20 protein-coding genes are annotated in these 24,536 nt (G+C 37.5%); 4 read left to right on the forward strand and 16 right to left on the reverse strand.

Annotation, left to right across the window (positions count from 1 at the left end; genetic code table 11):
• Positions 1-13: 13 nt before the first annotated feature.
• The 4 genes from IGL30_RS08865 to IGL30_RS08880 form a co-directional block, all read right to left on the reverse strand.
• Complete coding sequence (locus IGL30_RS08865; RefSeq protein WP_010718528.1) at positions 14-985, reverse strand: PhoH family protein; 972 nt, start codon at positions 983-985, stop codon at positions 14-16.
• A 459-nt stretch (positions 986-1,444) separates the two neighbouring features.
• Complete coding sequence (locus tag IGL30_RS08870) at positions 1,445-1,891, reverse strand: GatB/YqeY domain-containing protein (protein ID WP_010718529.1); 447 nt, start codon at positions 1,889-1,891, stop codon at positions 1,445-1,447.
• A 26-nt stretch (positions 1,892-1,917) separates the two neighbouring features.
• Entirely contained in the window at positions 1,918-2,115 is a 198-nt protein-coding gene (rpsU, locus tag IGL30_RS08875; RefSeq protein ID WP_010718530.1) for a 30S ribosomal protein S21, read from the reverse strand.
• Between the two features lie 165 nt (positions 2,116-2,280).
• Positions 2,281-2,709, reverse strand: a complete 429-nt coding sequence (locus IGL30_RS08880; RefSeq protein ID WP_010718531.1) for a Fur family transcriptional regulator — start codon at positions 2,707-2,709, stop codon at positions 2,281-2,283.
• Between the two features lie 92 nt (positions 2,710-2,801).
• On the opposite strand from IGL30_RS08880, the gene IGL30_RS08885 reads away from it, so the two are divergent.
• Complete coding sequence (locus IGL30_RS08885) at positions 2,802-3,659, forward strand: pyruvate, water dikinase regulatory protein (protein ID WP_123874641.1); 858 nt, start codon at positions 2,802-2,804, stop codon at positions 3,657-3,659.
• 151 nt (positions 3,660-3,810) lie between these two features.
• On the opposite strand, the gene IGL30_RS08890 is transcribed toward IGL30_RS08885, so the two are convergent.
• The 6 genes from IGL30_RS08890 to IGL30_RS08915 all read right to left on the reverse strand — a co-directional run bounded on the left by IGL30_RS08890 (position 3,811) and on the right by IGL30_RS08915 (position 10,549).
• Positions 3,811-4,158, reverse strand: coding sequence for an ArsR/SmtB family transcription factor (locus IGL30_RS08890; RefSeq protein ID WP_025480128.1), 348 nt, complete (start codon positions 4,156-4,158; stop codon positions 3,811-3,813).
• Between the two features lie 14 nt (positions 4,159-4,172).
• Entirely contained in the window at positions 4,173-5,900 is a 1,728-nt protein-coding gene (locus IGL30_RS08895) for a phospho-sugar mutase (RefSeq protein ID WP_123874640.1), read from the reverse strand.
• A 137-nt stretch (positions 5,901-6,037) separates the two neighbouring features.
• Positions 6,038-6,433 (reverse strand): hypothetical protein, encoded by a 396-nt coding sequence (locus IGL30_RS08900; protein ID WP_123874639.1) that lies wholly within the window; start codon positions 6,431-6,433, stop codon positions 6,038-6,040.
• A 198-nt stretch (positions 6,434-6,631) separates the two neighbouring features.
• Complete coding sequence (gene trxB / locus IGL30_RS08905; protein ID WP_010718536.1) at positions 6,632-7,561, reverse strand: thioredoxin-disulfide reductase; 930 nt, start codon at positions 7,559-7,561, stop codon at positions 6,632-6,634.
• A 146-nt stretch (positions 7,562-7,707) separates the two neighbouring features.
• Entirely contained in the window at positions 7,708-9,141 is a 1,434-nt protein-coding gene (locus IGL30_RS08910) for a 6-phospho-beta-glucosidase (protein ID WP_081128034.1), read from the reverse strand.
• Between the two features lie 13 nt (positions 9,142-9,154).
• On the reverse strand, positions 9,155-10,549 hold the full coding sequence (locus IGL30_RS08915; RefSeq protein WP_088745265.1) for a 6-phospho-beta-glucosidase: 1,395 nt from the start codon (positions 10,547-10,549) through the stop codon (positions 9,155-9,157).
• Between the two features lie 220 nt (positions 10,550-10,769).
• Between IGL30_RS08915 and IGL30_RS08920 the strand changes: the two genes are divergently transcribed.
• Complete coding sequence (locus IGL30_RS08920) at positions 10,770-11,660, forward strand: MurR/RpiR family transcriptional regulator (protein ID WP_088745266.1); 891 nt, start codon at positions 10,770-10,772, stop codon at positions 11,658-11,660.
• A gap of 191 nt (positions 11,661-11,851) precedes the next feature.
• On the opposite strand, the gene IGL30_RS08925 is transcribed toward IGL30_RS08920, so the two are convergent.
• The 4 genes from IGL30_RS08925 to IGL30_RS08940 all read right to left on the reverse strand — a co-directional run bounded on the left by IGL30_RS08925 (position 11,852) and on the right by IGL30_RS08940 (position 16,168).
• Positions 11,852-12,022: a hypothetical protein gene (locus IGL30_RS08925; RefSeq protein WP_317751766.1), complete on the reverse strand. Its 171-nt coding sequence runs from the start codon at positions 12,020-12,022 to the stop codon at positions 11,852-11,854.
• A gap of 219 nt (positions 12,023-12,241) precedes the next feature.
• Positions 12,242-14,020: an ABC transporter ATP-binding protein gene (locus IGL30_RS08930; protein ID WP_010718540.1), complete on the reverse strand. Its 1,779-nt coding sequence runs from the start codon at positions 14,018-14,020 to the stop codon at positions 12,242-12,244.
• The gene (locus IGL30_RS08935; protein ID WP_123874638.1) at positions 14,010-15,770 is read right to left on the reverse strand and encodes an ABC transporter ATP-binding protein; all 1,761 of its coding nucleotides are present in this window, start codon (positions 15,768-15,770) and stop codon (positions 14,010-14,012) included. The genes IGL30_RS08930 and IGL30_RS08935 overlap by 11 nt, the downstream gene beginning before the upstream one ends.
• Before the next feature lie 173 nt (positions 15,771-15,943).
• Positions 15,944-16,168, reverse strand: coding sequence for a YneF family protein (locus tag IGL30_RS08940; RefSeq protein WP_010718542.1), 225 nt, complete (start codon positions 16,166-16,168; stop codon positions 15,944-15,946).
• A 238-nt stretch (positions 16,169-16,406) separates the two neighbouring features.
• Here IGL30_RS08940 and IGL30_RS08945 point away from each other — a divergent pair, with 238 nt between their 5' ends.
• Positions 16,407-17,984 (forward strand): Nramp family divalent metal transporter, encoded by a 1,578-nt coding sequence (locus tag IGL30_RS08945; RefSeq protein WP_010718543.1) that lies wholly within the window; start codon positions 16,407-16,409, stop codon positions 17,982-17,984.
• 245 nt (positions 17,985-18,229) lie between these two features.
• Here the strand turns inward: IGL30_RS08945 and IGL30_RS08950 are convergent, their stop codons facing one another.
• Positions 18,230-19,129 carry a deoxyribonuclease IV gene (locus IGL30_RS08950; protein WP_081128037.1) on the reverse strand — a complete coding sequence of 300 codons (900 nt, stop codon included), beginning with the start codon at positions 19,127-19,129 and terminating at the stop codon, positions 18,230-18,232.
• A gap of 292 nt (positions 19,130-19,421) precedes the next feature.
• On the opposite strand from IGL30_RS08950, the gene IGL30_RS08955 reads away from it, so the two are divergent.
• The gene (locus tag IGL30_RS08955) at positions 19,422-21,767 is read left to right on the forward strand and encodes a transglycosylase domain-containing protein (protein ID WP_088745268.1); all 2,346 of its coding nucleotides are present in this window, start codon (positions 19,422-19,424) and stop codon (positions 21,765-21,767) included.
• Between the two features lie 90 nt (positions 21,768-21,857).
• Here IGL30_RS08955 and IGL30_RS08960 read toward each other — a convergent pair whose 3' ends face one another.
• On the reverse strand, positions 21,858-24,239 hold the full coding sequence (locus IGL30_RS08960; protein WP_123874637.1) for a hypothetical protein: 2,382 nt from the start codon (positions 24,237-24,239) through the stop codon (positions 21,858-21,860).
• Between the last annotated feature and the right edge of the window lie 297 nt (positions 24,240-24,536).

Below are 24,536 nucleotides of genomic sequence, written 5' to 3' on the forward strand. Positions count from 1 at the left end.
ATCCCCCTAAGCCTTACTCTTGATGAAGGTCTGCCTTTTCATAAGCTTTGATGATTTCGGCTACAACAGGATGACGAACGACGTCACTTGCTTCAAAATTGACGAAAGCAATTTTTTTGATTTGTTTCAATGTACGTTCTGCATGGATCAAACCACTCATCGTCCCTTTAGGTAAGTCAATCTGACTTGTATCGCCGTTTACGATCATTTTTGATTGATACCCCAAACGAGTCAAGAACATTTTCATCTGTGCCACTGTTGTATTTTGAGCTTCATCTAGTATTACAAAAGCATCGTCAAGTGTTCGCCCACGCATATAAGCTAATGGCGCAATTTCGATGATCCCACGCTCCATCAAACGATTGGTATGATCTAAACCAAATATTTGATACAGTGCATCATACACTGGACGTAAATAAGGATCAACCTTTTCTTTCAGATCACCCGGTAAGAAACCAAGATTTTCTCCTGCTTCCACCGCTGGACGAGTCAAAATGATTTTTTGGACTTCGCCTTTTTTCAACGCAGCAATTGCTAAAACGACCGCTAGAAATGTTTTACCTGTTCCAGCAGGACCGACACCAAATACGATGTCATGTTTAGCAACGGCCTCGACATATTGTTTTTGTCCACTATTTTTCACTCGAATCGGTTTACCATTGCGGTCTTTGACGATTTCTTCTTCATACATTTCAATGAAGTAATCCAATGTCCCTTTTTGCCCCATTTTTAAGGCAGTAACAACATCAGGTGTACTGACATGTATCCCCCGCTTGATCAATTCTTGTAAGGTACGTATCACCGATTGTGCTAACGAAAGCCCCGGCTCTTCTCCAATAATCTGGATCATTTCGCCTCTCGTATGAATCGTTGTTTCAGTCATTTCTTCAATTAATTTTACATGTTTGTCATGCGAGCCTAACAACATACTGATATCGTCAGCAGCTGTTAATCTAATTTCTAAAGAACTGGATGCTTCTGTCAAAAATAGACATCTCCTTTACTTCAATTCATTCCTTCCTATTTTACCATATTCGTAAAAAACTATATAGCAAATAAAAAAGGTTGTCTCACTCCTTATTCGTTTCATTCATTTTAACCTAAAATTACTTTGCTGAACTTCCATGATTTACTTTATGTTATTCCATGATTGAGAGATTCCTGCCTATCAATAAACAGCTTTTACTTAATAGATAAGGCAAAGAACCAATCTAACCAAGCCTAGATCTATCGAGTGAGGAAGAGAGATAAAAGAAGGATATGTATGATTGCATGGGGAACAAGGCGTACCGATTGATGTTGCCTTGGCGCTCACCTTGAGGAAATTGGGACATGCATGAAAAAAATCTAAAAAAATAAGTCTGATTTTGACGTTGTGGATCAAAATCAGGCTTATTTTCTTTTTAAGAGAGGGCGGTTGTCCCAAACTCTTTAAATGATAAGTTTAAGATTGTAATAGCTCTTTCACAATCGCATTCACTTGGTTCCCATCTGCTTTTCCTTTGACTTTCGGCATGATCGCACCCATGACTTTGCCAAATTCTTTGACAGAAGAAGCTCCAGTTTGTGTAATCGCTTCTTGAACAAGTTGACGAATATCATCCTCAGAAAGTTGTTCTGGCATGTATTTTTCAACAATTACTATTTCACTTTTCACTTTTTCAGCTAAATCGTCACGTCCAGCTTCTTCGAACTCATGTAAAGAATCACGCCGTTGTTTCATTTCACGAGACAACACTGTTAATTCTTCATCTTCAGTCAAGTCGTGACCTTCTTTGATTTGCTCGTTTTGAATGGATGACTTAATCATACGTATGACTTGTAAAGATTCTTTATCTTTTGCTTTCATCGCTGTTTTCATGTCATCGTTCAATCTACTTAGTAGTGACACACTACCAACTCCAATTCATAAAGGAACTAGTTTTTTTGCGTTTTTTTGCGTTTTTTCGCTGCTTTTCTAGCTGCTTCAGATTTTTTCTTACGTTTTACGCTTGGTTTTTCGTAGAATTCACGTTTACGAGATTCTTGTAAAGTACCCGCTTTTGACACGGAACGTTTGAAGCGACGAAGAGCATCGTCAATTGATTCGTTTTTACGAATGACTGTTTTTGACATGTTAATTCCCTCCCTCCGAGCTTAAAAAGTAACCGTAATTGTTATTGAAATTATAATCCAAAAAACAAGACTGTTCTATAAAACATTATATCTAATGCTGATTTGACCGTCAAGGGAATCTTTGGATTTTTTAAAATAATGATATGTTATTTTATTATAAAACAACTACTGACAGTTTTCACATCGACCGAAAATTTCAAACCGATGCCCTTCGATCGTACAACCTGATAATTGATTTTCAAAATAGTCCATTGGACACATATGGATTTCTTTTGTCATCCCACAAACGGTACAAATAAAATGATGATGGTGACCGATCTCTCCCTGGCAACAATGAAAACGAAACTTCATTTCGCCATTCAAATCGGTTTCTTCTAATAAGTCTAACTCAGAGAAATCATGGAGATTACGATAAATCGTATCATAACTCACTCCTTTAAATTCCTCATTCATAAAATCAAATACTTCTTTTGCTGACACATAACGATTTCTTTTGACCAAATAAGTCAATAATGCTTCTCGCTTTTTCGTGTATTTAAATCCGTTATTTTTCAAAATTTCTAACGATTGTTCGATTAATGTTTGGTTTTTCAAGTCTTTCCCTCCAAATCAAAATGATTACGAAGTACATATTCCACAGTATGGTATACTAAAGATAAAAAAAATGCAAGTGAGGTTTTTTATTTATGGCTTTTGATTCTACTGAGATCGTTACTTTTTTTGTCATTTCTGATTCAGCTGGTGAAACAGCAACAAAACTCGCACAGGCAACCATGGCACAATATCCTACAGTTGAATTTAATTTATTTCGTCGAACGTTTGTCACTGACCAAGACACACTCGAACAAGCCTTACAAGATGCGTTAGCAGAAAAAGCGTTAGTTCTTCATACCTTGATCAACCAAGAGCTGATTGATTATACCCGAAGTTTTTGCGAAGAAAACAACTTATTTAGTTTTGACGTGATGACCCCACCGATCGAAGAAATCCAACGATTAACAGGAATTCAACCCACTCGTCAACCTGGAGCCCTACATTTATTGAATGAAAATTATTTTAAACGAATCAAGGCAATGGAATTTGCTGTAAAATACGATGATGGGAAAGATCCAAGAGGTTTCTTAGAAGCAGACGTGGTGTTGCTAGGAGTTTCCAGAACGTCAAAGACACCGTTAAGTCTTTTTTTAGCGAATAAAAACTTAAAAGTGGCGAATCTCCCACTCATTCCTCAAGCCCATATCCCAAAACAACTTTGGGAGATCGATCCTAAAAAAATTGTTGGTTTAACCAATAATCTCGATATTTTAAATAATATTCGAAAAGAACGGATGCGTTCCTATGGATTAAATCCTGATACGGCTTATTCTGATATCGAAAAAATACGAGCAGAATTAGATTTTGCTAATGATTTGTATGAAAAATTAGGTTGCGTTGTGATCAATGTTGCTTCTCTCTCAATTGAAGAAACGGCTTCGTTGATCCTAAATGCCTTAGATTTAGAGGACCACAGTTATTATGGCACGGATACTTCAGGAGAAAAATAAAGAACAAATAATTGTATCCAGTAAGCAGCTATAACAAACAACCAGAACCAAACGCATAACTAGTTGAAAAAAAAGCCAGCAGACACGTGTCTGCTGGCTTTTTTTTCAGTATAATCTATTTACATTCCCTTAGAAATGCCTCATTCTTATTTTACTGATGTTCCACATGTTTCAAGGTTTGTTCCAAGATATCCAACACGTGAAAATCATCTAAACTATACAATATTGCTTTGCCTTCACGATGCGATTTTACCACATGGTTTTCCCTTAATAAACGTAGTTGGTGGGAAACAGCGGATTGTTCCATTTCCACCGCTTGGCTGATGGCCGTCACATTTTGTTCTCCATCTTTTAAATACATCAATATTTTCAATCGGGTAGGATCACTTAAGACTTTAAATAATTGACTCACTTTTTCTATTTCGCTTTTTGGTGTGTCTGTCAACCGATTCACCTCCATAAAAAAAGACTGACTTCTAAAGTTTACCACTTTTTCCATCAGTCTCAATTATTTTATTCTTCTGTCATTGATTTGATGATTGCTTCATAGGTATCGATCTTTTCTTGTGCCTCTTGTGCGGAATTGCCTTTTACACCGATATAGAATTTGATTTTTGGCTCTGTTCCTGAAGGACGGATCGCTACCCAACCATGTTCTTCTAATACATATTTTAATACGTCAGATGGAGGTGTCGTTAATTTTTCCACTCGTCCAGCTGAATCTGTTTTCGTTAATTCTTTGAAATCTTCTGTTTGAAGAACTTTTGCTCCAGCAAATTCTGATGGGGCATGGTCACGGAATTTCTTCATCAAAGCAGCGATTTTGGCTGAACCTTCTTGACCACTCATCGTGACTGAGATTGTTTTTTCAGCAAAATAACCATATTTTTCAAAAATCATTTGTAAGCCGTCATAAAGTGTCTTCCCTTGTTTTTTATAAAAAGCAGCCACTTCGGCTAACAATAAGAGTGCTTGGATTGCATCTTTATCACGTACAAATGGTTTGACCAAGTAACCATAGCTTTCTTCAAAACCAAACATAAATGTATGAGAATGATCTTTTTCAAATTGATGGATTTTTTCTGCAATAAATTTAAAGCCTGTTAAGACATTGATCATCGTAGCGCCATAGCTTTCAGCGATGGCTGCAGGAAGTTCACTTGATACGATTGACTTAAGTACGGCTGCATTTTCAGGTAAAGTCCCTCGTGATTGATGTGCTTCTAAAATATATTGAATCATTAACGCACCGATTTGATTACCGGTCAAAACTTTATAAGAGCCATCAGGTTGGCGAACTGCTGCTCCTAAGCGATCCGCATCAGGATCAGTTGCAATCAATAAATCAGCGCCTTCTTTTTCACCTAAACGAATCGCATACTCAAATGCTGAATGTTCTTCAGGGTTTGGTGATTGAACCGTTGTAAAGTCAGGATCAGCTACAGCTTGTTCAGGTACAAGCATAAATTGTTCGAAACCAGCTTGTTGTAATGCTCTTTCTCCTAGCATTTTTCCTGTACCATGAAGGGGTGTAAACACCAATTTTAAGTCTTTCCCCATTGTTTGGACTAATTCTTGATCAATCGTGACTGCTTTGATTTCTTCCAAATATGCTTTATCGACTTCTTCACCAATGATCGTAATCAATCCACTAGTTTCTACTTCGTCATCAGCTAAAACAGCGACTTTTAAAGGATTACTTACTTCACGTACATATTTTGTCAATGCATCCGCATCAGCGGGTGGCATTTGTCCGCCATCTTCTCCATAAACTTTATAGCCATTGTAAGCTGCTGGGTTATGAGAAGCTGTCACCATGATTCCCGCAAACGTATTCAAATGACGAACAGCGAAAGAAAGCTCAGGTGTTGGACGTAGACTCTCAAAGACAAAAGAAGGAATATCGTGTTGTGCCAAAGTCTTCGCTGCTTCCATCGCAAATTCAGGCGATTGATGGCGTGAATCATAAGCAATCGCTACGCCGCGACGTCTTGTTTCTTCTCCTTGTGTATCCATAAAACGTGCCAGCCCTTCTGTTGCTTGTCTGACCGTATAAATATTCATTCGATTGATCCCAGGACCTAAAATTCCCCGCATTCCTGCTGTTCCAAATTCTAAAGGAGCATAAAAAGCATCTTCCAGCTTTTCAGGGTCCTGACTAAGATCAGTTAATTGTTTTTTTAAATTTTCTTCTAAATTTTCTTCATTGGCCCATTGTTGGTATACTTGTTCCCAAGACATGAAGCGAACACCTCTTTCTAAAATATCTACCTCTTTCAGTATAGCATTCTCTTTTTAGATAGAAAAGTCAGAAGAAAAAATAAGCGCAGATAGGATCTTCTTTTCTTTCACCAAGATCAAGATTATTCCTACTGTTCTTACAATATTAAACAAGATTTTTCTTGTTTTTGAAATTGCACTGAACCGTTACGATTATCTGGTTGAGTTTTTTTATTTTTTAGAATATCAAATAATTTTCTTTTTTTATTTGTTTGCTCTTCTTTCTTTTGCAAAGTTCCAAGATTATTCCAACTCTTCGGCTGATATGCTTGCCAAACTTCTGGTTCCTGTTCCCAAGGTGCTTTTACCCTCTGTCCTCCTTTCATAAAAATAACTTTCTCGCTCAATTCCTTCCTATTGCGATAAACGTAGCGAAGCTCAGTTGATGTTTTCTTTTTGCCGTTGCAATTGTCTTTAGATAAAACCTCACTCATATTTAACCCATCTAAACAAAAATGGATCTTTAAATTTGGATTTAGTTTTGCACTATTCAAGCCAATTTTGTATCCTCTACGTATATGCCTTATGGAGAGGAAAGTGCGCATAACAGAAAAATAAGTTCGATTTTGACAATAAACATCAAAATCGAACTTATTTTCTTTTTGAGAAAGAACTATTGTCCCACTCTCTCTTTAGTAGTATAAAAATGAATAATATTCAAACAGCCCTTCTAACGACCTCTTTTGATCACTTTACGCTTGTGTTGTTTCTTCTAATGATTCTAAATATTTATAAACTTGTTGACCAGCAATGCCGCCATCGCCGACTGCTGTCGTGATTTGTCGTAAATCTTTTTCACGAACATCCCCAATAGCGAACACACCAGGCATAGTCGTACGCATGTCTTGATCTGTTGGAATCCAACCAGCTGCATTAGTTAAACCAGCTTTTTTAAATGGTTCAGTCAATGGATCTAATCCTACGTAAATAAACACGCCATCTGCTGCTAAATCAATGGTTTCATTCGTTTTCACATTATGCGCTTTAACCCCAGTGACCACCATGTCATTACCAACGATTTCATCTGTGACAGTGTCCCAGACAAATGAAATCTTTTCATTAGCAAAGGCACGATCTTGGATGATTTTTTGCGCACGTAATTCGTCTCTTCGATGAACAATCACGACTTCAGAAGCAAATTGCGTTAGGTAGATGGCTTCTTCTACCGCAGAATCGCCACCACCGATCACGACTAAGCGTTTGTTTCGGAAAAAAGCACCGTCACATACTGCACAATAGGAAACACCTCGGCCAGCGTATTCTTCTTCTCCAGGAACACCTAACTTACGATGGATACAACCCGTTGCGATAATCACTGTTTTGGCTTCATAAGATTGATCTTCACAGATCACTTCTTTGTAATTTCCATGGTCTTTGATGTCTTGCACAATTCCATAGACATTTTCTGTTCCAAATTTAGTGACACCTTCATACATTTTATATGCAAGGTCAGGTCCCATGATAGAATCAAATCCAGGGTAATTTTCAACTTCAGCGGTGTTATTCATTTGTCCACCAGGTGCGCCTTGTTCAATCATAGCAACTGAAAGATTTGAACGTGACGCATATAACGCAGCAGTCATTCCAGCAGGTCCAGCACCAATCACGATAACATCATACATATGTACATTCCTCCATTATAAAAATCAAGTAAGCTTACTTTACAGCCTATAGAAAAAAAAGTCTATTGTTCTGCTTACTCTTTTCTCGAATAGATTTATTATACTCGAAAAATTAGTTTAAAAACAATAGACTTTTATTTGATTCACTATTCGTTACTTAAATCTTCTCCATTTGTTGCAATGACTTTTTTATACCAGTTGAACGATTTCTTCTTCGAGCGTTCCAATGTCCCATTTCCTTCGTTGTCACGGTCAACGTAGATGAACCCATAGCGTTTCTTCATTTCGCCAGTCCCAGCAGAGACAAGATCGATACAGCCCCAAGTCGTGTAGCCCAGGAGATCCACACCATCGAGCTCAACCGCATCTTTCATTGCTTGGATATGTTGTGCTAAATAATCGATCCGATAGTCGTCTTCTACATAGCCATTTTCATCTGGTGTATCAATCGCACCTAATCCATTTTCGACGATGAACAATGGCTTTTGGTAACGATCATAAAGATCATTCATCGTGATACGTAACCCCAATGGATCAATTTGCCAGCCCCATTCACTGGCTGAAAGATAAGGATTTTTAGCCGATTCAAAAATATTACCGGCCGTTTGCTCTAATACTTTTGGATCAGTAGTAGCTACCCGGGAAGAGTAATAGGAGAATGAAATAAAATCAACGGTATGTTCTTTTAATATTTCTAAGTCAGTTGGTTCCATCTCGATTTTGATTCCATTACGTGCCATTTCTTTTAAGGCATAAGCTGGATAACTTCCCCTTGACTGGACATCAATAAAGAAATAGTTTTCCCGGTCCGCCTTTCTTGACGCCCAGACATCTTCAGGTTTACAAGTGTAAGGATAATTTGCGCCAGCTGCTAACATACAGCCAACTTTATTTTCTGGATCCACTTCATGAGCGATCTTTGTAGCGATTGCACTAGCAACTAGTTCATGATGGGCTGCCTGGTATTTGATTTGTTCCACATCGTCCCCTTCTTCAAAATACAATCCAGCGCCCATAAATGGAGCATGTAAAATCATATTGATTTCGTTGAAGGTCAACCAGTATTTCACTAGTCCTTTGTAACGATTAAAAATGACATGGCAAAGTCTTTCATAAAACTCTATCAACTTTCGAGAACGCCAAGCACCATATTCTTTGACCAAATGCATCGGACAATCAAAATGAGTGATTGTCACTAACGGTTCGATTCCATATTTTTGACATTCTTTAAAGACATCTTCATAGAACTTCAACCCTTCTTCATTTGGTTCCTTTTCATCACCTTTTGGAAAAATACGACTCCACCCAATGGATAAGCGATAGGTTTTAAATCCCATTTCCGCAAAAAGTGCAATATCCTCTTTGTAACGATGGTACATATCAATGGCTGTTTTTGCTGGATAAAAATGTTCCTCATCAAAGTCAAACATTTTTTGTTTCCCAGTGATCACTGAAAAACGATCTTTACCGATTGGAACAACATCAACATTAGCTAAACCACGTCCACCTTCAGCGTAGCCTCCTTCACATTGATTGGCAGCCGTTGCGCCACCCCATAAAAAGTCTTTTCTAAATGCCATCCTATTTCCTCCACTATTGTTTTTGATAAGTTTTTGTCAGGTTGTTTGCTATTTCATCTTGTACTTCGATCCCCTCTTCTTTTAAGCGGTGGATCGTTTCCTTAAATTGTGGCAAATACGCTTCGTGAGCAACAAACAATTCATCCATGATCCGTTTCGCTGTTTCACCCGACCGTACTAAGGGATTGATCGTAAATGCTTGAAGCGCTGTGCCATAATTACCCGTCACTGCCGCTTCGATCGTCAATAATTCCATATTTTTCATGACTTGAAGCCAGCCACGTTCAGCTGGTGGCAAAGAACCGAAAGCAACGTTGCGTGCCCCTTGTGCCCCGACATACGCTGTGACCTCCACGACACAATCAGCAGGCAGATCAGGAACAGCGCCGTCATTTTTTGTTGAAACAACGATTTGGGTTTCTTTATTGGCATAGATCGAAGCGATCGTTTCACAGGCAGCATCTGAATAATAAGCACCCCCACGTTGTTGTAACTGTTCTGGTTTATGGTCTAGTTCTGGGTCCTGATACAACTCAAATAATTCTGCTTCCGTTTTTTTGACTTGTTCTGCTCTTGTACCAATTGTTTGATATTCTTCTAAAGCATGGTTCAACATTTCTTCTTCACGATAATAATAGCGATGGTAGCCACAAGGAATCATTTGCATTTGTTGTAATTGTTCTTTGAAAAACGGCACATCGAATATATTTTTTGGTAAGCCATTATTTTCAGCATAAAGTCGGTCGATTAGCTCATTCGTTCGATCGTTTCCATGTGAATCTGCTACTTTATGCCAATGAAAGTGATTGAGTCCAGCAAATTTATAAATCAAGTTTTCTTTGGTTTCTACCAGCATTTCTGGCTCTGTCATCATTGCCATAACTGGTACATTACAAAGCCCAATCACCTTTTCCCATTTTCCGTAGCGAACGACAGCTTCTGTAACCATTCCACTAGGATTGGCAAAATTGATCAGCCAAGCATCTGGACATAGTCTTTTCATATCTTCTACGATTGAAAGAATGACCGGAATGGTACGAAACGCTTTGAACATCCCGCCAGCTCCATTGGTTTCTTGTCCAAGCATGCCATAATATGCAGGGATTCGTTCATCTTTCACTCTGGCATCTAATTGACCTACCCGAAACTGAGTTGTTACAAAATCAGCATCCCGCAGTGCTTCTTCTCGATCCAACGTCGCATAGATCTTAACATCATAAGGCGAAGCATCCCACATTCGTTGAGACATTTCACTGACGATTCTTAGTTTTTCTTGACCCTCTGCTACATCCACTAACCAGATTTCTTTAATCGGTAATTCTTCATATCGTTTAATAAACCCTTCCATCAATTCAGGGGTATAGCTACTTCCGCCACCAATTGTTGCAATCTTCACTTTTCGTTCCATGAGCTTCCTCCTTTTTTGTTTTTACAACTATATTATGTTTTTTGTAAACGAAAACAACAAGTTAACTTTATTCTTTTGCATTTCCATTTACAAAAATTCATTATATAGCCGATTATTTTGTAAAAATCTTGTATAAGAACAACGAACGATTGACGAATCAACAAATAGCGCTTACAATATTTTTACACAAAAAATTAAAAACATGTAAAAGAGGATCGTCATGCTATTAAAAGAAAAACTAAAAAAAATTGCTTTTTCTCCCGCAGAAACAGAAGTGATCCATTTTATTCAAAGCCATGAATATCAACTCAAAGAAGCAACAATTCAACAAATTGCGAAGGCATGTTATGTCCATCCTTCTACGTTGATTCGGATTGCCAAAAAGGCTGGGTTCAACGGTTGGGTCCACTTTAAGGAAGCTTTTTTGGCGGAAAACGAGTATTTGGAAGGAAATTTTCAAGAAGTTGATGCCAACCTCCCCTTTCTAGAAAACGATGGAATCATGTCTATTGCGAACAAAGTCGCTGCACTGGAACGAATGACGATTGAAGACACACTCTCATTGCTTCACCACGATGACTTACAACGAGCAAAACAGCTTTTATTGAAAGCAAAAAAAATCGTCCTTTTTTCTAGTAATTCGAATACTTTGATCTCGCAGGCTTTTATGTTGAAAATGAAGCGAATCAAACGAGACGTAACGATCGTGACGACTTCAGGCGAATCCTACTATGAAGCCTACAACTGTACGCCTGATACTTGTGCCATCTTAATTTCTTATACCGGCGAAAATAAAATGATGTTACGAACAGCCAAGATTTTGCAAGAAATCAATGTGCCGATTTTAACATTGACGAGTATTGGTGATTCCACTCTTTCTACTTTCAGCTCAGCAATCCTTCGTATCACTACCAGAGAACGATTGTATTCCAAAATCAGTAATTTTACGATCAATACTTCAATTTGTTACTTACTAGACGTACTATACAGCTGTATCTTTGCAGAGGAATATCAAAAAAACCTCAACCATTTAATCAAAATCGGACAAAAAGTAGACGATCGCCCAATCAGCTCCTCTATTATGGAAGAGCCTCCTACAATTAAGGAATAAATTATCTCACACTTTTCAGCTTCTTATGCATTTTCTCTTTTCACCATCTAGCTTGTTAAGTTAGTCGTGTCCAAAAAGAAAAACCTAAAAAATTTACCATGACAACATGGATATTTTTTAGGTTTTATTTGCTTAAATTTCATGTTGTTTTTCGTAGTTGTTAACAGTTGGACTAGGCTCAGTAGCGCCTATTAGTCCACGTTCTCTTGCCTGACTAAAACTTGCTCCCCCCCCTCACTCTCTTTGTTTCTTTGTTTTGATTCAATTGATGAGAGTTGTTCCATTTTGGCAGCCACTACTTTTTTGAGCTCTTCTACGGATACTTTTGGATCATCAATCTTGTCGGCCATTAAGTCTACCAAAACTGCTTTTTGTTTTTCATTAAGTTCTGACAGACGATAAAATGTCTCCGCTAAGAAATGATTACTAAATAGTTATTTTATATCTGTTTGTTTATTTCAAACGCTATTGTTCAAGGTACTCTACTTCTGATACTCAATAAAATTGTCTTTATTAAAAAAACAGAGAAAAAGAAGATGATTTCCTCTTTTTCTCTGTCTGATTACTTCTATTTGGAACAACTATTCACTTTGAAGTTTATACATATCAGCATACAGTCCTTCTTTTACTAGCAACTCCTGGTGGGTTCCTTGTTCAACGATTTTTCCTTTATCCAAGACAAGAATGAGTTCCGCATCTTTGATCGTTGACAAGCGGTGCGCAATCGCAATAGTGGTTCTTCCTTGACGCATCTTTGCTAATCCTTCTTGGATCAACCCTTCTGTCTCGGTATCAATATTGGCAGTTGCTTCATCTAAAACCAAGATTTTAGGATCAGTAACAATGGTTCGTGCGAATGTGATCAATTGTCGTTGTCCACTAGAATAACTTGCGCCTCGCTCAATCACTTTTGAATGATACCCATTTGGTAATTCATTAATAAAGCGATCTGCTTGGACAAATTCTGCCGCTGCACGTATCTGTTCATCTGTGATCGCTGGATCCATCATACGTATATTTCCTGCAATATCCCCATAGAATAGAAAAGCATCTTGGAGAACTAACCCCATTTTTTTACGAAGTTCAGCAATCGGATATTCCCGAATATCACACCCGTCAATTAAAATCTGCCCTTCATAAAATTCATAAAAACGCATCAATACATTGATGATCGAACTTTTCCCACTGCCAGTATGACCGACTAATGCGACAGTTTCACCAGGATTGGCAACAAAAGAAATGTTGTTCAGTACTTTATTTTTTCCATCATAGGAAAAGCTGACATTACGAAATTCGATTTTCCCCTCAGTGATGGTTTTGTTTGCTCCTTCATGTTGCTGTGGTGCGTATTCTTCTGTGTCCATGATTTTTAAGATTCTGCTACCAGCGACGATCCCGTCAGTGAATATACTTAAGAAATCCATCATTTGAGACATCGGATTGAAGAACCCTTGGACATATGTGGTGAAAGCATAGATCAGTCCAACTTCCACTGGTGATTTTAAGGCATCTAAACCAAAAAGTGTCAGTGCCCAAGCAATGGCTAATGCATATAAAAAGCTGATAATCGGGCTCAATAACAGCGAATTGGTTTTGATCATAGCGTATCGTGTATTGAGATAATCCGTATTGACCGCTTCAAATTCGTTTGCTAACCGTTTTTCCTGCCGGAATTGCTGGATGATCCGCATCCCTGAAATGGATTCATTTAATTTAGTATTCAACTGACTTAACTTTTCTCGCATATTACGATAAATCCGAGAACTAAATTTTTGATAATACCAGATCACGACTCCTAGAACAGGTAAAAAAAGCAACAGCCATAAAGCAATGCGTCCGTTGATTTGAAACATTGCAATAAAGGAGGAAACTACTGCGAAAATGCCTGTCAATACCATCAGAAAAACATACCAAAATTCAAAAAGCGTTTCGGTGTCATTCGTGACTCTTGAGACAGTCGAGCCGGCTGGTGTCTGGTCAAAATATCTCATTCCCAATGTATGCAATTTTTCAAATAATTTTATACGGATATATTGATAGGTTTTAAGCGAAGCATTGGAATACAAATACCATTGGAAAAACCAGATGATACTTTTGACGATGACCCCAAATAAATACAAGCCTGCAAAAAATAAAATCACTTGTGTCGTAGCAGATTGTTTGGCTAAATATTCATCCATAAAGGTTTGAATGATTCGAGGTAATAGGACATTGATTACTGACAATCCCAAAGCAAACAGGATGGCAATGATGAAAGTCGCTTTAAAGGGTTTAGCAAAATGCAACAAGCGTTTAATGATTTGCTTTTGCTCTCGCAATGGAATGGATTTTGACCATTCGGATTGATAGTTATCTTCCATCATTTTCTCCCCTTTCAATTTTGGCTTCTAACTGTTGTTTTTCCCACATTTGTTTGTACCAACCACCTAAAGCCAATAGCTCGGCGTGACGGCCACGTTCAACGATCTGTCCTTTGTCAATGACGATGATTTCATCAGCATGCATCACACTGCTTAGTCGATGAGCGGCAATGATCGTGGTTTTACTTTGACGAATTTCTTTTAAATTCCGCAAAATTCTTTCTTCTGTTTTAGCATCCACTGCCGACAACGCATCGTCAAGGATCAATAACTCTGGATTTTGGATCAATGCTCTGGCAATCGAGATCCGCTGTTTTTGTCCACCAGATAAGGAAACACCCCGCTCACCAACTAATGTTTCATACCCCTTCGGTAATTCTTTGATCTCTTGGTTGATTGATGCTAACGACGCAGCAGCTTCCACTTCTTCGTTAGATAACTTAGGATCAGAAAAACGGATATTCTCACGAATCGTCGTTGAAAACAAAAAATGATCTTGTGGTACATAGCCAATAGAATGTAAAAGAGCATCTAAGGAATATTCTTTGATCGAACGACCACCAAATTTGATTTGTCCTTGATAGTCATCATATTCACGCATCAGCAACTTCATGATCGTGGTTTTTCCAGCACCAGTTTTACCAACAATTCCTAATGTATCCCCTTCTTTAATTGCAAACTTGATTTGTTCCAAGGCGGGTAATTCTTCTTTGGGATAATGGAATTGCGCGATCTCTACATTTAATTCTCCTTTTGCGGGTGTCTTCACTGCACCAAGTTGTTCGACGATATGGGTCTTCTCATGTAAGAGTTCATTCACTCGGTCATAAGAAGCATTTCCTCTTTCCAGAACATTGAACAACCGACCAATAGCAAACATCGGCCAAACCAACATTCCAATGTAACTGATGAAGGAAACCATTTGTCCAATCGTGATCGTGCCATCTAGCACATATTTACCACCCAAGATGATCGTTAAAACATAAGATAACCCAATGATCAGCGTGATAAACGGATCAAACAAAGCATCTAAAAAGTTGACACGTTTATTCTTGGTGATTGCCTGTTCGATTTTTTCTTGAAAATCTGCCAGATCTTCCTGCTCTTGCCCAAAAGTTTTGATTACTTTAATCCCAGTAATACTTTCTTGCGTTTTGTCGTTGATACTGGAAAAAGCTTCTTGTGATTCTCGAAAAGCATCATGTAGTTTTGATCCTAATATCCTTGAAGTAACAGCTAATAGCGGCAAAGGGATCAGAGCAAGTAAAGTCAAGCGCCAGTCAATGAAAAGGATCATGGCAATGATTGTGGTTCCACCGGTAATGACCGAATCAGCAAATGTCAAGATGCCTGCTCCTGCCACATTTTGAATCGCATTTAAATCATTGGTCGCATGTGCCATTAAGTCACCTGTACGATATTTTTGGTAAAACATACTATCCATACGAGTGAAATGGATAAACAAACGCTGACGTAATTCCTTCTCTAGCCTCGCTGCACTTCCCCAAATATTCACCCGCCAAATGAAACGAAAGAGATACTGTAAAATGGCAGATCCGATTAATACAGCGATCCAAAAGACGATAAATCGCATGGAGAGATTCTTATCTGCAATCTCATCGATGATGATCCCGATTACTTTAGGCGGAACTAACTGAACCAAGGCAACACATAATAAAGAAAAAACGCCGATCACATAGTGCTTCTTTTCTTGTTTAAAAAACCAACCCAACTTCCTAAAAATAGACATATTTTTCCTCCTTTTTAACTCCCATCAACCTCTTTTTCTCTTAAAAATTTAGTCAGTGTCACTCATTTTTCTCACTAACTACACAACCTTGTTTTTAATCGCTTCCATAAATCCATCTAAAAAAAAAGCGAGCTGAAATCAATCAGCCCGCTATGATTTGTCCAATGAAAACCCTATTTTTTCCCTTGGTTTTTCATTTGTTGCATCATCTGACGAATTTTCTTTTCAGATGGTTTTTGCCCCATTGACATCATCATTGATCGTAACATGTCCTCATTAACGGGAGGATTTTTTTCTAAATAATCTTTCATATATTTACGCGCAAAAAAGAATCCACCGATTGCGCCGATTAATAAAGCAATAACTGCGATAAGTACGACTATTCCTGTTTTTACCATATAAATCTCTCCTTTCTATTTCCGAATTGCTCTCAATGACTTATTTTACTAAAGTTTTCCCAAAAAAGAAAGGCGTTTTCTTTAGTTTTGGCTAAAAAGTTTATTTTACTGCTTTCCTATAACTTCGCCAAATAGAAGCTTAACCATATATTTTTTTTAGGCAAACCGAATAAATTGCTTTCAATTTTTTTGATGCAGGTGTAGAATGGTGTCGTGAAGAAAATGAGAGGTGATTTTTTTGAGTAATCAATTCCATAAACAAAAATTGATTGAACACACCAACGGCTTATCTTTAGCTGAAGTGAACGGAACAGTCAAAGTTCCTAAAGGGAAAAGTTTTTTTAAAACATTATTAGCTTATTCAGGTCCTGGCGCACTCGTTGCGGTAGGTTATATGGACCCAGGAAACTGGTCGACTTCTATTACAGGAGGTCAAAACTTTCAATATTTACTGATGTCAGTCATTCTTTTATCCAGCTTAGTCGCTATGCTTTTGCAATATATGGCAGCAAAACTAGGCATCGTTAGTCAAATGGATTTAGCCCAAGCCATCCGAGCCCGTACAAGTAAAACACTTGGTGTGATTTTGTGGGTGTTAACTGAATTGGCAATCATGGCAACCGATATTGCAGAAGTAATTGGGGCCGCCATTGCCCTTTATTTACTTTTTGATATTCCATTAGTAATTGCCGTATTTATTACTGTTTTTGATGTTTTTGTTTTATTGATGTTAACTAAGATTGGCTTTCGTAAAATTGAAGCGATCGTCGTTTGTTTGATCTTTGTCATTTTATTCGTTTTTGTCTACCAAGTGGCTTTGTCAAATCCCGACTGGAAACATTTATTTGCTGGCTTTGTTCCTAATAGCAAAACGTTTGCTGATTCACCGATGATTGGTGGTGAGACACCATTGACAGGTGCATTAGGAATCATTGGCGCAACTGTCATGCCTCATAATTTGTATCTCCATTCTGCAGTCTCACAAACGAGAGAAATCGATCGGAAAGACCCAACCGATATCGCTCGAGCTGTTCGTTTTACAACTTGGGATTCTAATATTCAATTAACTATGGCTTTTTTAGTCAATGCTTTACTTTTGATCATGGGCGTTGCAGTATTTAAAAATGGTTCTGTGCAAGACCCATCATTTTTTGGGCTTTACGAAGCATTGTCTAATCCTTCTGTTATGAGCAATGATGTATTGACCACTGTAGCAAAATCTGGCATTTTATCTACATTATTTGCTGTTGCCCTTTTAGCTTCTGGACAAAATTCTACGATTACTGGAACACTGACAGGACAAGTGATCATGGAAGGCTTTATCCACATGCGTATGCCGATTTGGTTACGTCGTTTGGTCACACGTCTCTTGTCTGTCATCCCTGTTTTACTCTGTGTCCTCTTTACCAGCACGAAAGGAACGATCGAAGAACATACTGCTTTGAATCATTTGATGAACGAATCTCAAGTATTCCTTGCATTTGCGCTTCCTTTTTCAATGATTCCATTATTGATGATGACAAATAGTGAAGTAGAGATGGGGAAACAATTTAAAAATAATCTATTCGTTAAATCTTTAGGCTGGATCTCCGTAATCAGTCTGACATTCTTGAATTTACGAGGGTTGCCTGGACAAATCGAAAGTTTCTTTGGTGATCAAGCAACTACCAATGAATTGATGTGGGCAGACAATGTGGCCTACTTGATTATCTTTGCTGTCTTAGCCTTATTGTGTTGGACGATCGTCGACTTGTATAAAGGGAACAAAAGATATGCAGAACGTTTGCAACAACTAACCGTCCAAGAAAATAACTAATAAAAAGATTAGATGATAAAAAAGTTGTTCCTTAAGTGTCCAACTTTAAAAAATAAGCCAAAGAATCCCGAAATAGTTACTCAGGGAAATTCTTCGGCTTATTTTAATTCGTATAACTACATTCAACAGCTTTGATGTCCATTTGTTGAAATGTCTTCGTGAAGCAAATGAATCACGTTTTTTACTACTAATATCATGTAGGTTTTGCACAGATCCTACAATCAAAACTTTAAGGTTTCATTTGTTTATTCATTCACTGCTGCTAATAATTCTGGGAAAGCTTCTGGATCAAAGTGTTTTTCTTTTAACATAGCAATTTCTTTTCCATATGGTGCATAGGCCGTTTTTTTCTCTTTCCCTACATAAGGGGTTTCTAAGATTTTGGCAATATCTGAAAACATCGGTTCATGTACGATTTCTTTCAGTGCATCAAAACCGATCGTCCCGAAACCAATATTAGCATGACGATCCTTATGTGACCCTTGAGGATTCTTCGAGTCATTGATGTGTAACACTTTCAATCGATCCAAGCCGATTACTTTATCAAATTCTGTCATGACACCTGAAAAATCATGACACACGTCATAGCCTGCATCGTTCGTATGACAAGTATCAAATGTCACAGACAATTTTTCATTCAAAGTCACGCCATCAATGATCTGCGCTAATTCTTCAAATGTCCGACCGACTTCCGTCCCTTTACCAGCCATTGTCTCTAAAGCAATTTGTGCAGTCTGTTCTTTCGTCAAAACTTCATTCAATCCTTCAATGATTTTGGCAATACCTGCTGCGGCACCTGCACCGACATGGGCACCTGGATGTAAAGTGATCTGGGTTGCTCCTAAAGCCTCCGCTCGGACGATCTCTTCTCTTAAAAATTGAACCGCAAAAGGAAACATCTCCGGTTTAATCGTATTTCCCAAATTAATAATATAAGGTGCATGAACCACTATATCAGATAATCCATGTTCCTTCATGTACGCTTTCCCCGCTTCGATATTCATGTCTTCAATTGCTTTACGTCTAGTATTTTGCGGTGCTCCAGTATAAATCATAAAGGTTGAAGCACCGTAACTTGCAGCTTCTTCTGCTGCCCCTAATAGCATTTTTTTCCCACTCATGCTTACGTGTGACCCTAATAACATAAAATTCTTCCTCTCCATAAAAAGTGAGTCAATGATCGAAATCCTTGTCAAGCCCTATTCCATTCATTGATAATCACTCTAAATAAGCTAATCTTTTTCTATTTTAACTGAACATATAGGGAAAGGAAAGTTTACGACTCGAAAACCGGTCTAGTGCTTTAAGTTTCTCGTTCACTCTATCATTCAGAAAAAGAAAGTTGAAATAATCCTTATAAAAATCACCATATCTGTTTTTTTGTTCCATTATTTGCTATAATTAGCGAAATAAAACTATTAGTTGAGGTGAACCCTTTTGCCACGTAAAGATACTCGGAAAAAGCAACATCGAAGGAAAAAGCAAAAATGGTTGGGATTAAACATCGCTTTTGGTGTCTTCCAATCACTGACTACTTTTATCGTCGTCCTTCTTCTGCTACTGGCAGCCCTTGGTGTTGGTATCGGAGCTGGTTATTTTGCCTATCTTGTTGAAGATACCGAAATACCATCCAAAGCAACCCTGCAATCAGAGCTTGGCAACATTACAGAAACATCTAAACTTGTTTATGCTGACAATTCTGAAATATCAAAGATCCAAACTGATTTAATGCGGACAGCCGTTCCTTCAGATCAAATTTCGCCTTTATTGAAAACTGCAATCATTAGTACTGAAGATGAGTATTTTGAGCGACATAACGGCTATGTACCAAAAGCTGTTTTGCGTGCTTTATTTTCTGAAGCAACTGGTATCGGTTCTTCCGGTGGTTCCACGTTGACTCAACAGTTAGTCAAACAACAAATCTTAACTGATGAAACAACATTCAAGCGAAAAGCAAATGAAATTTTATTAGCAGCACAAGTCGAGAAACACTTTTCCAAAAATGAAATTATTTCTATGTATCTAAATGTTTCTCCATTTGGTCGAAACAATAAAGGACAAAATATCGCTGGTGTACAAGAAGCAGCGAAAGGAATCTTTGGTGTTAATGCCAAAGATGTCAACTTACCACAAGCTGCCTTTATCGCAGGTTTGCCACAAAGTCCGATCACTTATAGTCCTTATACAAATACTGGGAGTTTAAAAGAAGACCTTTCAGCAGGATTGAATCGAAAAGATGTGGTTCTATTCAGCATGTATCGTGAAAATAAAATCACAAAACAGCAATATGAAGAAGCGAAAGCTTATGATCTCACGAAAGATTTCTTACCACAACAGATTGCTGAACAAAGTGATCGTGAGTTTCTATATTATACCGTTATGGGTGAAGCCACAGAGATCATCACTAAACAATTAGCTGAAAAAGATGATGCAGATTTATCTGATAGTTCAGTCTATGATGCCTACTATCAAAAAGCACAACAAACGATCCAAAACAAAGGTTATACGATCCATTCAACGATCGATAAAAATGTTTATGCGGCAATGCAAGAAGCAACAAAAAGTTATGGTCATCTATTAGACGATGGCAAAGCCACACAAGTTGAGACAGGAAATGTCTTGATGGATAATAAAACTGGTCGTATCTATGGTTTTGTTGGTGGTAGAAATTATCTACAAAACCAAAATAATCATGCTTTTGACACCCAAAGACAAGCTGGGTCTTCGATTAAACCAGTACTCGTGTATGGTCCAGCCATCGATATGGGGCTCGTAGGATCAGAATCACGTGTTTCTGATTACGCAACTACCTGGCAAGAAGGAAGTAACGCAGGAGAAAAAATCGTCAATGCAACGAATGAAGGTTCTAATACCTTCCAAACGATTCGAGAGTCTTTGGAATGGTCTAACAATATCCCTGCCTATCATTTATATCAGGATGTTTTAGAAAATGGTGGTTCTAAACAATATGCTTATGAAAATTACTTGGCAAAAATGAATTATCCAACCAACGATAATTGGGGCGTTGAGTCTGCACCTTTGGGAACCGTTGATGTAACGACTTTGGAACAAACCAATGGCTTCCAAGCTTTAGCTAATGGCGGGGTCTATCAAGAAGGTTATTTGATTGATTCAATTACTGATAACTCAGGAAACGTCATCTACAAACATGAGGAAAAACCTGTAAGAGTGTATTCTGAAGCTACAGCATCAATTATGAATGATATGATGCGTAGTGTAATCACTGCGAAAATCACGACACCTTTTAAAGATGATATTACTGCTTTAAATCATGAACTGGGACAAGCGGATTGGATCGGCAAAACAGGTTCAACAAATGACTACCGTGATTCTTGGCTGATTGTTTCAACGCCATCTATTACGATCAGTAGTTGGGCAGGTCACGATGACAACACTGGAATGGACTCAAGAGCCCGATTACGTTCTTCTAGCTATTTAGCCAATCTCATTAATCAAGTATACCAAGCAAATCCAGCGATGTTCGGGACAAAGGATAAATTTGAATTATCTTCTGATGTCTCCAAGAAAAAAGTAGCATCCTTTACAGGACAACTTCCTGGTAAAGTTACTGTTGATAAGAAAACCATCGAAACACCAAGTCAGACAGTTGAATCGCTTTGGGCAAAAAATGGTCCAAAAAAATCAACATTCAAGTTTGGTGTCGGTGGAACGGATGAAAACTATAAAAACTATTGGGGAACTGCTTCATCCTTTGCTCGAGCGCATCCAGCAAAAAAAGAAAATGATAAAGAAAAAGAATAACTCAGACTTTGTCAAATAATATTGATGAAACGTACCAACATTATTTGACAAAGGACCTAAAAAAACAGTCGCCAATTATGGCGACTGTTTTTATCTTGTTAATTTTTCAGTAGCGCCCATACGCTTTTTTTCTTGCTGTTTGACTAAGCTCATTGCTTTATTCCTTTTTTGATCCACTGTTTGCTGTTGATGAGTATTTTTATCTATAGTCGATGAATATTTAGACTGATTTAGATCATTGGTAGCAGATTTGCTTTTTTCTTTTTCATGTGTGACTGGTTCCCATACCCCAATTTCAAACCACAGCGGGTTCGTTTCACTTGATTTCTTTAGGTTATCTGACTGTCGGTCATTTCCATTGATATTCATCGAGGGCTCAGCTTTTTCTAAATATAGGCTGGTTCCTTCTTTGAATTTAGGAGCAGTCAAGCTTTTAAAGGTGCTAGGGTTAAAACTATTTAGATCATTGGTAGCAGGTTTGCTTTTTTCTTTTTCATGTATGACTGGTTCCCATACCCCAATTTCAAACCACAGCGGGTTCGTTTCACTTGATTTCTTTAGGTTATCTGACTGTTGGTCATTTCCATTGATATTCATTGAGGGCTCAGCTTTTTCTAAATATAGGCTGGTTCCTTCTTTGAATTTAGGAGCAGTCAAGCTTTTAAAGGTGCTAGAGTTAAAACTATTTAGATCATTGGTAGCAAGGTTGCTTTTTTCTTTTTCATGTATGACTGGTTCCCATACCCCAATTTCAAACCACAGCGGGTTCGTTTCACTTGATTTCTTTAGGTTATCTGACTGTTGGTCATTTCCATCGATATTCATCGAGGGCCCAGCTTTTTCTAAAGGTAGGCTTGCATCATCTTTGTCTTTTCCTTTAAAGTCACCTGATTGCCGGTTATCCCCTTCTTTGACAGTCATCACTTGCTTACTTTCGATTTCCCTACAATAATCGCTATTGTTTTCTCTATTTGGCTCTTCAGGACTTTGCATTTTACTTTCATCTTTATTCCAATTGGTTCTTTCGCTACTGTTCGTTTGTACTTCTATCCATACTTGTGGGTCATGCTGTTTTTGTTTCTCTTCTTCCAAACGTATGCTGTCAACCCTTTTTTGATTACGTTCCTTTGAAGCTTCACGTCCTTTTCTCCTTTTGTTGACAGGATCTAATAACTCAATAGATTGATTGTTTTGAAATTGGAAGACTGTATCATTTTCCATGCTTTTTTTCAAAATATCGTTAAAATTGTCTCTAAACCGTCCATATATTTGACTTACTTTCCTACTAATGCTAACTAAAATAGCATCGATTTTACTGTCAGACAATTCACTTTTTTTCAAAGTAGAAAGATATTCAAAAGAATAACTCTCCGTATGTAAACCTATATGTTTTGCTAAGATATAACCAATCGCTTCTGATTTAAAATATTCTAATTGGTCTGGATAATCGGTACTAGTCCCTCTTGTCTTATGTATGGCTGAACGCATAAAGTTACTCAATGTTTGTTTATCATTCATCCCTGATTGAATCTCGATTGGCATACTTTTAAATTGGTTAATACTTTGGAACAAAATTTGGTAGAGAAATGAATCAACTGTTTGATTCCCTACATAGTATGCTGGTCTGGGTATTTCTTGCTTTTCCGCTAATTCACTAACATCGAAAACCTGTACTAGAAAAGAGGCTGTTAGTTTACTTTTTGTTTCTTTGTCGAAACGTACTTCTGTATGGTCTCTATAAAGTGCCTCTGGACCCAGTTTTAATTTTTTTCCTAGTTTCTTCCATTCCTGAGCCTCGAGAGCCAATTGGACATCTGGTTTTTGGGCGATCAGGTTTTGGGTTATTTTTGAGTGTTGCCAAGGAAGATGCGCTGTAACAGATAAAAACTTAATAAAATTATCCTCTTCTAGAAAAGTTGAAAGTTGTTTTTTTCGATACGTTTCAATCCCTTCCCTATCCCCCCGTTTATTCAAGCTTTGTATACTTTTATCGTCTATTCCCTCATTAAACCTAAGATTTAGTATATATTCAACTCCTTCTGGAAATAAGTCAATTGAGTTAACCAACTTATTACCACGTTCATTAATATGATGTGCCATACTTACAAAATAATAAAATTTTTCTATGATCTTTTCTTTATTTTCTTCTATAAACGGACGATATAATTCCATTCCCGGATCCTTAGTTACTATTACCAGTGAAGAATCAAGATACAAGGAATGATTAAAAACAAAACCTGGAGTACAGCGACGATTGTTCTTGTACTTCTCTTCCATTACTGGCAATGGATATACAAACTCTGTAAAAATTTTCTCTGTAAAAGATTTAATAGGAATATACCAATTTCTCCTATTTCTTTCCAATGCAAGATATGTCCTATTTAAATTTTCTAATGTTATTTCTTTGTACTTTGAAGTTTTTAACTCATCGTAAACATCAGGAAGCAGTTTCACAAAATAAATATCTGACATTTATAACTTCTCCTTACAATTTAAATTTTCTCTTCTGATAGAGATTCCATTTCATTATACGGAATAAAAAGCTAAAATTTGTCCAAGTTTTTACAAAAAAATAAATAGTTGTTCTTGTTAACTAGCTAAAAGCTTCAACGAATGTTTACTTATTTCAATCACTAAATCTTTTTTAGAAGTTAAAACGAGAGTTGGACAATAGTTCTTTCTCAATCGTTGGCGATTTGGAAATTATAACCTGGTTTGCGCTGTCCATTTCGCATATAACCGTCTTTCATCCACATAAAGGTGGTAACA

This window comes from Enterococcus sp. DIV1089c (assembly GCF_050530965.1).
GTDB lineage: Bacteria > Bacillota > Bacilli > Lactobacillales > Enterococcaceae > Enterococcus_B > Enterococcus_B hirae.

Coding starts and splice junctions, on each gene's coding strand:
- IGL30_RS08890 (WP_025480128.1), bottom strand. CDS start 4,158: ATGGAAAAAGTGGTAAACTTTAGAAGTCAGTCTTTTTTTATGGAGGTG.
- IGL30_RS08935 (WP_123874638.1), bottom strand. CDS start 15,770: ATGTCTATTTTTAGGAAGTTGGGTTGGTTTTTTAAACAAGAAAAGAAG.
- rpsU (WP_010718530.1), bottom strand. CDS start 2,115: ATGTCAAAAACAGTCATTCGTAAAAACGAATCAATTGACGATGCTCTT.
- IGL30_RS08960 (WP_123874637.1), bottom strand. CDS start 24,239: ATGTCAGATATTTATTTTGTGAAACTGCTTCCTGATGTTTACGATGAG.
- IGL30_RS08885 (WP_123874641.1), top strand. CDS start 2,802: ATGGCTTTTGATTCTACTGAGATCGTTACTTTTTTTGTCATTTCTGAT.
- trxB (WP_010718536.1), bottom strand. CDS start 7,561: ATGTATGATGTTATCGTGATTGGTGCTGGACCTGCTGGAATGACTGCT.
- IGL30_RS08920 (WP_088745266.1), top strand. CDS start 10,770: ATGCTATTAAAAGAAAAACTAAAAAAAATTGCTTTTTCTCCCGCAGAA.
- IGL30_RS08930 (WP_010718540.1), bottom strand. CDS start 14,020: ATGGAAGATAACTATCAATCCGAATGGTCAAAATCCATTCCATTGCGA.
- IGL30_RS08950 (WP_081128037.1), bottom strand. CDS start 19,129: ATGTTATTAGGGTCACACGTAAGCATGAGTGGGAAAAAAATGCTATTA.
- IGL30_RS08895 (WP_123874640.1), bottom strand. CDS start 5,900: ATGTCTTGGGAACAAGTATACCAACAATGGGCCAATGAAGAAAATTTA.
- IGL30_RS08940 (WP_010718542.1), bottom strand. CDS start 16,168: ATGGTAAAAACAGGAATAGTCGTACTTATCGCAGTTATTGCTTTATTA.
- IGL30_RS08915 (WP_088745265.1), bottom strand. CDS start 10,549: ATGGAACGAAAAGTGAAGATTGCAACAATTGGTGGCGGAAGTAGCTAT.
- IGL30_RS08910 (WP_081128034.1), bottom strand. CDS start 9,141: ATGGCATTTAGAAAAGACTTTTTATGGGGTGGCGCAACGGCTGCCAAT.